The sequence below is a fragment of the Streptococcus sp. 9903 genome (assembly GCF_013276625.1).
Taxonomy (GTDB): Bacteria; Bacillota; Bacilli; order Lactobacillales; family Streptococcaceae; genus Streptococcus.
In genome coordinates this window covers 1-10,221 of sequence record NZ_VMLI01000036.1, presented here as the reverse complement: position 1 = coordinate 10,221, position 10,221 = coordinate 1, and the positions used below count along the sequence as shown (strand labels likewise).

The window sequence follows — 10,221 nt, the reverse complement described above, 5'->3', positions numbered from 1 at the left end:
AACATCGTTTCCGACTTTAGTAAAAACCACATCACCTTTAGTCCCAACTTCAACAACCTTCTTCTCCATCGGAACATAATTTTCAACAGTAGTTGGATTACTCAAATCACCAGTGAACTTATTGACTTCATAAGTCGTTACATTTTCACGCAAACCTTCTTTACCATTAGATTTAATATTTCTAACACCGTAATTCAAAGTGTTATTAGCAACATATTCGGTCTCTACAGCTATTTTGGAAATAGGAACCCTCTCCACATTACCAACTTTAATGATTTTTGAAATAGCTTCTTTTTCGACAGATTCAGTAAAAAGATATTCAGACGAAGAACCTCGATAATTAACACCAACTTTGGAAATGATAGTTCGAGGTAAAATAACAGTCCCGTCATCCTTATAAATAGGCTCTTCAATATTATCGTCAATCAAGATTTTCTTATGGGTGCGAGTCTCAGCTAGGATTTCATCATAAGTGGCTGGATAATTAGAGTCCCACCCTCCCGTACTCCCATCACCATAATGTTCTTTAAGTTTAGACCTATTATCTTTGATCACTTCATAAGGTCGATAGACGATTTCGTTAAGATTATCACCTAAACTATAGATTGGTGATGAACTAAGACCATGTTCGATATCAAAGATTTGTTTACCACTCTCACCTTGTCTACCATCTTCATGGTCACCTTTTGTCAAATTTGAATCACCTTCATAAATAGTATCATAATCATAATAATTGACAACTTCAATACTATGAAAATTTTCAGCCGCATAAACAGTCCCATAATCGTCATTCATAATAAAATTGACACCATCGACAAGACCAATACTCAACAAACCAACAGCTACACTAAAAAGTCCAACTGTCAATTTTCTTAAAGCATATTTTTTGCGCAAAGTATACCCACTAAACATCTTATTTTTCATAAATACAAAACCTTTCAAAAAAATAATTTTAAAGTTATTATACCAAAAAAAAAAAAAAAATCTTTTATTTAATCTTCATCTTCTTTTTTTCTGTTTCAATGTCAAGGCTAAACTAGCAAAGCCAAGGCTGGCCAATCCTGCTATTAAGACTTCATTTGTAGCAACTGTCCCTGTATTTGGCAATTGTTTGCTTGCTTCTTCTGATTTAACTGCTGTATTTTGAGCTGATTTTTCCTGTGTAGCTACTACTGCTGGTTCTATTTTTACTTTTGTTCCAATTTCAACAATTTCTGGAATCGCTTCTTGGATGACTTCTGTTGAACGAAGGCGACGCTGACCGTTCCCATCAACTTCAAAGACATGTCTCAACAGACCATCTCGTCCCTGTATGATGACTCGTTGTTCCCCAACTAGCATATCAGCATTTTCATGCTCTTGACGGTCAAAAGCAACCTTTTCCTCTTGAACTTCCAATTTAGGAGCCTTTTGTTTATCAGAAGGAGGTTGATTAGTAGGTTTTGAAAGGACTGTGTTTTGTTGTTCTGGTTTAGTTGAGATAGTAACAAGGTCATTTGCACCATTAGATTCTACTCGTGGTTTTTCAGCAGATTCATAAACAAAGGCATAATGAGTAAAGTGTGGTGCTGTAAAGATGACATGACTATCCGTTTGTTCAAAAGCCAATTCTACTGCTTCTTTGCCTTCAGGTAAGAAGAAGACTTTCTTCACTTTCTTATCTTTTTCAATTGGAATTTTCACAATAGAAGCGTAAGAGAGATCAACGTCTTGACCTTTTTCATCTAGACCTTCTATTTCAAAGACATGAGCATCTTCTCCAGCAAAGTATTTCTTCTCTTCATCACTTGCTTGAACACGCTCTACTTTCAAGCCCTTGATGACAGTCTTTTCTTTATTTGAGAAGTGTACTTCAACATCTGTTTTACTATCAGAAAAGACTGCTGGTTTGTCTTCTTTCAATAAGGCAACCAGATCTTTCAAACTCTGTTTCGCTGTTGCAAGCTCTTCTGGACTCAAATCTACTTTTTCAACCAAGGCCTTGTTTTTCTCAAGAAGAGGAGCTAGGGCGGAACCTGAAGGATGGTTTGGTTTTGAAGTTAAGAGTTCTTGAGCCTCACCTGTTAAGCGATCGAGTTCTGTCTTTTCTTCCGTAAATTTCTCTTGACCATTCAGAGCTTTATGAGCTTCTGTCAATTTATTAAGTCGGTCATTAACCTGATCTTGGGTGCTAGTTTCATGGTCTTTCAACACTTGTTCAGCCGCTTCAATTGCTTTCAAGAAGGCTTCTTTTACTTCTGGTAAAGCAAAGTTATAGACCACCTTGTTCTTAGCCGCTTCAACTTCTGCTAATTTTTGTTTAAGGTACTCATCGTTCAATGCTGCTTTTGGAGATACCAAAACATCAAAGTTGACTTTATGACCTTGGTAACGAAGAGTCAAGGTTTGACGACCAGTCTTTTGAGCATGGTAACCAGTAATTTCAACTCCCTCATCAGTAAAGGAATGTTCTTCCATGGTGTCATTGCTATAAGCCACTGCAAAGCGTCCTTCAGACAAGTCTAAGCTATCACCAACTAGGTAATCTTTTTTCGGTTCCTGACTCACTTCAATTCCCAAAATAGTTTTCGGACTTGCTTCATCTTGGCTAGTGACAGTCACTGACAACTTCGCATTTACTGGTTGTCCCAAATATTGTAAAGTAAGATTTTGTTCTCCCTTATGATGCGTATCAAAGCCTGATACTGATACACCTGCGTGAGTTAGGCGAATGAGCTCGTCCTCAGCTCCTCCTTCATACTGAACTCGAAGAACACCACCTCTAAGGTCCAAATCCTCCCCTTCGGCGTAGCTTGTTTTCTTAGGTTCTGTTTCTAGGCTGACTGACTTGATTCTTCTGTCATCTTTTGGAACAGAAACTGCTAGGACATTACTAATTTCCTTGCCTGGCAACTGGGTACGATAGTAAAGAAGACCAGATTGATTTGTCAAATCCAATGGTGCACTTGCTAGGTCTCCTCCAACTTCGCTCTTCAAGGTTGCAAGCGGAGTTTGAGAATTTGGATTATCATAAACGGTAATGGTAGCTCCAGCTGGTACATCTGCAAAGCCAACTTGTACCTTGTTATTGCCTAAAGTACGAGCTGCAGTCTTGGCCATCGGAATATTGACACTTTCTGTATCAAGCTTTTCATACATTTTCCAGTTATAGATACGAATAGCCTTCCATGGAGTTCCATTGTCAGAAGTGACAACATTCAAGCGCCAATCTTGAGCTGTGATTGGTTTATCAAGGGTAATATCTGTAACATGGGCTTTATTGCCACGGACTTCCTTAGCCAACTTCCATTGACCATCCGCATCTTTATAATAGAGGTCAAAATCTTTGGTGTTCATCAAACCGTCGTTTACAGATTCTCCACCAGCTCCAGCATGGTCCATCACCCATCTAACAACTGTACGTGGCTGGGTCAAACGAATATCCACACTACCACTTAATTGTCCAGAAGACCACTTGTCTGACAGACTGGTAATGGTACCATTCAACATGCCTTCTATGCCTTCCCCACCTTCTGTTTTAGGGAAGGTACTATCAATAACTGTTGCACCTGGTACGATATTTTCAGCTAATGGTTTTGGTAGGCTGGTATCTTTTACAGTCATGCCCCAATCAAAGGTTGTGGTTGCAGCTTCTGAACGAACTCCATTTTTACCGACTGCTACAACTTTCAGTTCTTGAGTTGTACCTTGAGCACTTGCTGAACGGCTAACTTTTGGTAGATAAATAGTTGTAGAAGATGAGCCAGTTAGTAATTTCCAGCTGTCTCCATCTTTTTCGTAAACTTCATAGAAATCTGCATCCTTGTTGCCTTTAAATTGCACGACTGCTTCTGCTTCTTGGGCATTTTTTAGGACTTGTTTGGCTACAGCTACTGTGGTTGGTGCCTGAGGAGCATCTTGATTATTGCTGATGGTCAATTGCCCCAAGTTAAATTGATAACCTTTTAAGTCTTTATCATTTTCAAAATAGAGTTTAATACCGTAAATTGTTTTACCTGCCAAGGCACTCAAATCAAAATCATCGGTAGTCCAGTTATCTGAAACTGTCAATTCTTTACGGGCAGCTTCATCACCGTAGGTATAATCTTTCTTGGTTGCAAATTCTACATAAACCTTGGTCCCTTTGCCTCCTTTGTGGGCAACATGCAATTTGGTGGTATCTGTCACCTTCAAGCGAGTAGAGTACAAATTCACATCTTGCTTGGTCGCACCTGAAAGATCCCCTGCAAATTTGAGAGAAGTTCCACCATTATAAGCATCTTCAAAATCATAGCTTGCTTTCAACTTATCGCCAGTTGATTTTTGCCACCAGCGCCATGTTGGAAGAACACCTGAAACTGAACGGTAATTCCACTCAGAATCCTTAGAAACCTTACCATCTACGAACCATTTTCTACCATGACCTGTATTAAAAGAAGTAGTAAAAGTATTACCTACTGCTGGCGTACGGTCCGCAACTAGGTTAGCAATCCCATACCAATCTTTATCACCTGGTTTTTGGCCAGTAGGATCACCTTGGTAACCTGTAAAGAAGATATCTTCATTCTTATGATAATCTTCACCAGTTTTTCCTAAACTTGTAATGGTATCTGGGGCGAACAAACCAAGAGAAAGGCGTAATTTCCCATTTTCATCTAAAATGTCATTCCACTTAACCTTGGTCTTGTAGGAACCACCCTGTTGCAATTCCAAACCTGCAAATACATCATAAGGATTACGACCAATCCAGTTGGCAGTTGCAATAGTGTAATCATTTTTAGCCTTATCCCAGTTAAAGTTAGCAAAGAAGTTATCTGCTGGAACCTTATCTCCCTCAGGTTGCATGAATTGGTAGTTGTATTCTCCCAAACCATCTTGGTGGTAACGTCCATAGTTATAGGTCATAGCATCGTACCAAGAATACTTGATTGGATGGTTTACCTTAGCAGCATACTCCTTGGTATAGAGCATAAACTGGCGCATCTTTTCTCCAAGAGGTTCAACCAAATCCCCAGTTGTTTCTTGGTTGATGAAATAGCCATCATAGCCATAATACTTGGCCATATCCACCAATTTACGGGCAATTGGGAAGCTACCATCTGAGTCTTGCTTCAAAGCTTCAGCGAATTTTTCTTGATCTGCAATACTATTAGACCAGTTGAAGAAGAGTGTACCATATACAGGAACCCCGTTACGGTGACCTGCATCAATAACGTCAGGCGTTGGTACGAGACCTTCCCAGAAGACCATTGAATCTAGATATTGCCAATAGTCAAAAGCATAGGCCTTGAACTCTTCTCCACCAACAGAAGCATGGTCTTTTGCTTTAGAATTGGTGTTTGATAGGGCTTGAACTTTTGCTTCCTTGCTAGCTTTTTCATTAACCAAATGACCTGTCCGACGTGAAGCGAGGGCGACAGACCCGCGGTTAATAGCATCATCTTCACGAGCACCTGGTTCCCATTTTAACAATTCTTCCCAAGAATTAAATTTGATTTCCTTTGGTTTTAATGTTTTGTCCGTATTTTTAGGGACATCTGGCTGGACTTCTTTTTCAGTCTTATTAGCTTCTGCTGCTGGCTTAGACTCATCTCCTTGGCTAGTTGCTTCAGGCTTTGCTTCCGTTTCCTTGTCAGACTTTGGTTTTGCTTCTGCAGATGGTGTTTCTGCAGCCACCTCACTTGGTTTTTCCTCTGATTTAGCTACGCTTACTGCCTCTGCAGTTTCAGTAGTTGCAGCTTCATTGCTTGCTGGCGAAGCAGTGTCAGATGCTGTCGCTACTCCTTCTGCCTTTTCTGGCTTATTTTCTCTAGCATGTTCTCCTTCATTCTGCTGATCAACTTCATTGGCCGAATGCTCACTCTCCCCTGAAACAAGCTCTGTATTGACTCCGCTATTTTCAGGAACTGCAGTTTCTTCTGCCAAGGCTGGACCAGCAAATAAAACAGCCCCAATCATCAGCGAGCAGGCTCCTACTGATAACTTACGAATACTGTACCGACAACGTCTTTCAAAAAATGAATTCTTCATTTTCTCCTCCTAAAAGATTGATTTTATTATTTTAAAGAAAGCGCTTAACTTTCTTCGTAAAATTTTTATCCCAATCACAGGGATTAAGATAATTTCTCCCTAATTTTAAAATATTTCTTTTAAATGTCAATATATAAAAGGAAATATCTATATCTAGGTTAGAAATTGGTAAAATTAATATAATTAAGGCCTTTTCTCACGAATTTTCTTTCTAAAATCTTAGCTTAACACTTGTTAGATTTACTTTTATCCTTTAAAATAGAATAGGAGAAATTCCGTTATTATTTTTCGGAGGAAAAAGAAATGTCCATTAATTGGCAGGAAATTTTATTTCACTTTTTAGGTGGTCTGGGACTATTCTTATATAGTATCAAGACCATGGGAGACGGTTTGCAGCAAGCTGCTGGAGATCGCCTTCGTTTTTACATTGACAAGTATACTAGTAATCCTTTCTTTGGAGTTCTGGTTGGTATTGGGATGACTGCTCTAATTCAGTCTAGTTCTGGTGTAACAGTTATCACAGTCGGTCTGGTCAGTGCCGGTCTCCTAACCTTACGTCAGGCTATCGGGATTGTCATGGGGGCTAATATTGGGACAACAGTCACATCCTTTCTTATTGGGTTTAAACTAGGTGACTATGCCCTGCCTATGCTCTTTATCGGTGCTGTCTGCCTCTTCTTTACAAAAAATCGGACAGTCAATAATATCGGACGCATCCTCTTTGGTGTCGGTGGTATCTTTTTTGCCCTCAATCTCATGAGTGGCGCAATGGCTCCACTCAAAGATTTACAGGTCTTTAAAGACTATATGATTGAGCTAAGTAAGAATCCTGTTTTGGGTGTCTTTGTCGGTACCGGCTTGACCTTACTGATTCAAGCTTCCTCGGCTACCATCGGGATTTTACAAAACCTCTACGCCAGCAACCTCATTGACCTGCAAGGAGCTTTGCCAGTTCTATTTGGTGACAATATCGGGACAACCATTACAGCCATCATTGCCTCTTTAGGTGCTAATATTGCAGCTAAACGGGTAGCAGGTGCCCATGTCGCCTTTAACGTGATTGGTACGGTTATCTGTATTGTCTTCCTTGTACCTTTCACTGGCTTGATTCATTGGTTTGAATCTACGCTAAATCTAGCACCGGAAATGACCATCGCCTTTGCTCATGGAACCTTTAATATTACCAATACCATTGTCCAATTTCCATTTATCGGAGCTCTGGCTTACTTTGTAACCAAGATTATTCCTGGAGAGGACGAGATTGTCAAATACGAACCCTTATATCTTGATGAACATTTCATCAAACAAGCCCCATCTATCGCTCTCGGAAATGCTAAGAAAGAGCTCTTGCACTTAGGAAACTACGCTGCTAAAGCCTTTGACCTTTCCTATAAGTATATCATTGACTTGGATGAAAAAGTTGCTGAAAAAGGGCATAAAACCGAAGAAGCCATTAACACCATCGATGAGCAATTAACACGTTATCTCATTGCCCTTTCAAGCGAAGCTCTCAGTCAAAAAGAAAGCGAAGTACTCACCAATATCCTTGATTCCTCCCGTGATTTGGAACGGATTGGAGACCACGCGGAGGCTCTACTCAATCTGACTGACTATCTTCAACGGAAAAATGTTGAATTTTCTGATGCCGCCTTGAAAGAATTAGAGGAAGTTTACCGCCAAACTAGTGACTTTATCAAAGATGCTCTGGATAGTGTGGAAAACAATGATATTGAAAAAGCACGCAGTCTTGTAGAACGTCATGAAGCAATCAATAAGATAGAACGTGTTCTCAGAAAAACCCACATCAAACGCCTCAATAAAGGCGAATGTTCAACACAAGCTGGGGTAAACTTTATCGATATCATCTCACACTACACTCGTGTATCAGACCACGCTATGAATCTTGCTGAAAAGGTTTTTGCAGAACAAATCTAAGAACCAAGAAGCTATCCATCATAATTGGATGGCTTTTTACTTTTTCCTAAGTAAGACTAGGATGAATGAAACTGAAAGAGCATTCTGCAGATATAGTGGATTAATACTCAATGAAAATCAAAGAGCAAACTAGGAAGCTAGCCGCAGGCTGTACTTGAGTACGGCAAGGTGAAGCTGACGTGGTTTGAATTTGATTTTCGAAGAGTATAAATTAAAAAAGTATAGTGTATTGAATCTATAACAGTACACCTTGACTGCTAAAATATTTCTATAAATTGATTTGGCTTTCCTGATAGAGATGTTCACATCTTATTTCAATATACTGATAAATCCATTCACTAGCACAGGGCAAGAGGGAGTCGCTATTGATTTCAAGGGTAGCAGGCACATACAAAGGACTCCTAACTCAGATATACTGCAATATCCATCGTATGCAAAAAACCTCTGAGATTCTTCTCAAAGGTTCTGATTTTGCTAATTGCTGTTCTCAACCGCTGCAGTGACAAAGGCAGTGTAGAGTTCTTCTGGACGATTTGGACGACTTGACAGTTCAGGGTGATACTGACAAGCTACAAAGAATTTATTTTCTGGAATTTCCACAATTTCTACTAAACGATTATCTGGAGAAACTCCTGAGAAGACAAAGCCTGCTGCCTCAAACTGCTCACGGAAGGCATTGTTAAACTCATAACGGTGACGGTGGCGGCGTTGCACCACTTCTTGATTGTGATAAGCAGCCGCTGCCCTAGAGCCACGTTTCAACTTAGACGGATAAAGCCCCAAGCGAAGGGTTCCCCCCACATCCTCAACGTCAATCTGATCACGCATAATATCAATGATAGGGTATTTTGTTTCTGGTGCAAGCTCTGCAGAATTGGCACCTTCAAGACCTAAAACGTGACGAGCAAATTCAATACAAGTTAACTGCATTCCCAAGCAGACACCCAACATTGGAACGTCATTTTCACGCGCATAGCGGATGGCTTGGATTTTCCCTTCTGTACCACGTTGACCAAAACCACCTGGTACAATGATTCCGTCCGCATCAGACAAAAGCTCTGCCACATTCTCTGCTGTCACATCATTGGCATTGATCCAATTGATTTTAACTTCTGCGTCGTTGGCATAACCAGAGTGTTTCAAGGCTTCAACCACAGAAATGTAGGCATCTTGCAATTCAACATACTTACCGACAAGGGAAATTTTAACTTGTTTCTTGAGGTTCATGACCTTGTCCACCATGGCTGACCATTCTGTCATATCTGCTGCTGGTGCGTCTAATTTCAAATGATCACAGACAATTTGGTCCATACCTTGAGCCTGCAAGTTCAATGGAATTTGGTAAAGGTGTTCAACATCCAAAGACTCGATAACGGCTTCTGGTGCCACATCACAGAACTGGGCCAGTTTGTTTTTAATTCCTTGACCAGCCGGCTCTTCTGTACGAATAACCAACATATTTGGTTGGATTCCCAATCCACGCAATTCTTTTACAGAGTGTTGAGTTGGTTTGGTCTTCATTTCACCAGCAGCCTTGAGGTAAGGAAGCAAGGTTGTATGGATGTACATGACATTATCCGCACCCACATCTGCCTTCATCTGACGAAGGGCCTCTAAGAATGGCAAGGACTCGATATCTCCTACTGTTCCACCAACCTCTGTGATAATGACATCAGAGTCGGTCGTTAGAGCGGCACGCTTAATTTTTTCTTTCAAAGCATCTGTGATATGAGGAATGACCTGAACAGTTGCCCCAAGGTATTCTCCACGGCGTTCCTTACGAAGAACTTCACTGTAAATTTTCCCAGTTGTCACGTTGGAATATTTGTTGAGATTGATATCGATGAAACGTTCATAGTGACCCAAGTCCAAATCTGTCTCAGCTCCGTCATCTGTCACAAAAACTTCCCCGTGCTGGTAAGGGCTCATAGTTCCCGGATCAATATTGATATAAGGGTCAAACTTTTGAATGGTTACTTTCAGACCACGATTTTTCAAGAGACGACCCAGACTTGCTGCCACAATCCCTTTCCCAATAGACGACACCACACCACCAGTTACAAAAATATATTTCGTAGACATAGATTCCTCTTTCTAAAATGCTCAAGGTCTTGCTGACTACGAGGGGACATAGAAAACAAGACCCTACTAATAAGAATAACCTGGGACTACTGCACCAGATTCACAACTAATACTCTTCGAAAATCTCTTCAAACCGCGTCAACGTCGCCTTGCCGTAGATATGTGTTCCTGACTTTGTCAGTCTTATCTACAACC

4 protein-coding genes are annotated in these 10,221 nt (G+C 40.4%); 1 reads left to right on the top strand and 3 read right to left on the bottom strand.

What is annotated here, in order from left to right:
* Together HT696_RS10395 and HT696_RS10390 are read right to left on the bottom strand one after the other, a co-directional pair.
* Positions 1 to 912: G5 domain-containing protein (locus tag HT696_RS10395; protein ID WP_173233516.1), on the bottom strand; the 912-nt coding region annotated here is incomplete at its 3' end.
* A gap of 87 nt (positions 913 to 999) precedes the next feature.
* On the bottom strand, positions 1,000 to 6,009 hold the full coding sequence (locus tag HT696_RS10390; RefSeq protein WP_112444450.1) for a bacterial Ig-like domain-containing protein: 5,010 nt from the start codon (positions 6,007 to 6,009) through the stop codon (positions 1,000 to 1,002).
* Positions 6,010 to 6,312: 303 nt separating this feature from the next.
* Here HT696_RS10390 and HT696_RS10385 point away from each other — a divergent pair, with 303 nt between their 5' ends.
* Positions 6,313 to 7,944 carry a Na/Pi cotransporter family protein gene (locus HT696_RS10385; RefSeq protein WP_112444448.1) on the top strand — a complete coding sequence of 544 codons (1,632 nt, stop codon included), beginning with the start codon at positions 6,313 to 6,315 and terminating at the stop codon, positions 7,942 to 7,944.
* Between the two features lie 474 nt (positions 7,945 to 8,418).
* On the opposite strand, the gene HT696_RS10380 is transcribed toward HT696_RS10385, so the two are convergent.
* A complete protein-coding gene (locus tag HT696_RS10380; protein WP_173283619.1) occupies positions 8,419 to 10,026 on the bottom strand; it encodes a CTP synthase in 1,608 nt (535 codons plus the stop codon).
* Positions 10,027 to 10,221 lie beyond the last annotated feature (195 nt).

Excerpts from the sequence above, each read along its gene's own strand:
- HT696_RS10390 (WP_112444450.1), bottom strand. The coding sequence starts at position 6,009 with ATGAAGAATTCATTTTTTGAAAGACGTTGTCGGTACAGTATTCGTAAG.
- HT696_RS10385 (WP_112444448.1), top strand. The coding sequence starts at position 6,313 with ATGTCCATTAATTGGCAGGAAATTTTATTTCACTTTTTAGGTGGTCTG.
- HT696_RS10380 (WP_173283619.1), bottom strand. The coding sequence starts at position 10,026 with ATGTCTACGAAATATATTTTTGTAACTGGTGGTGTGGTGTCGTCTATT.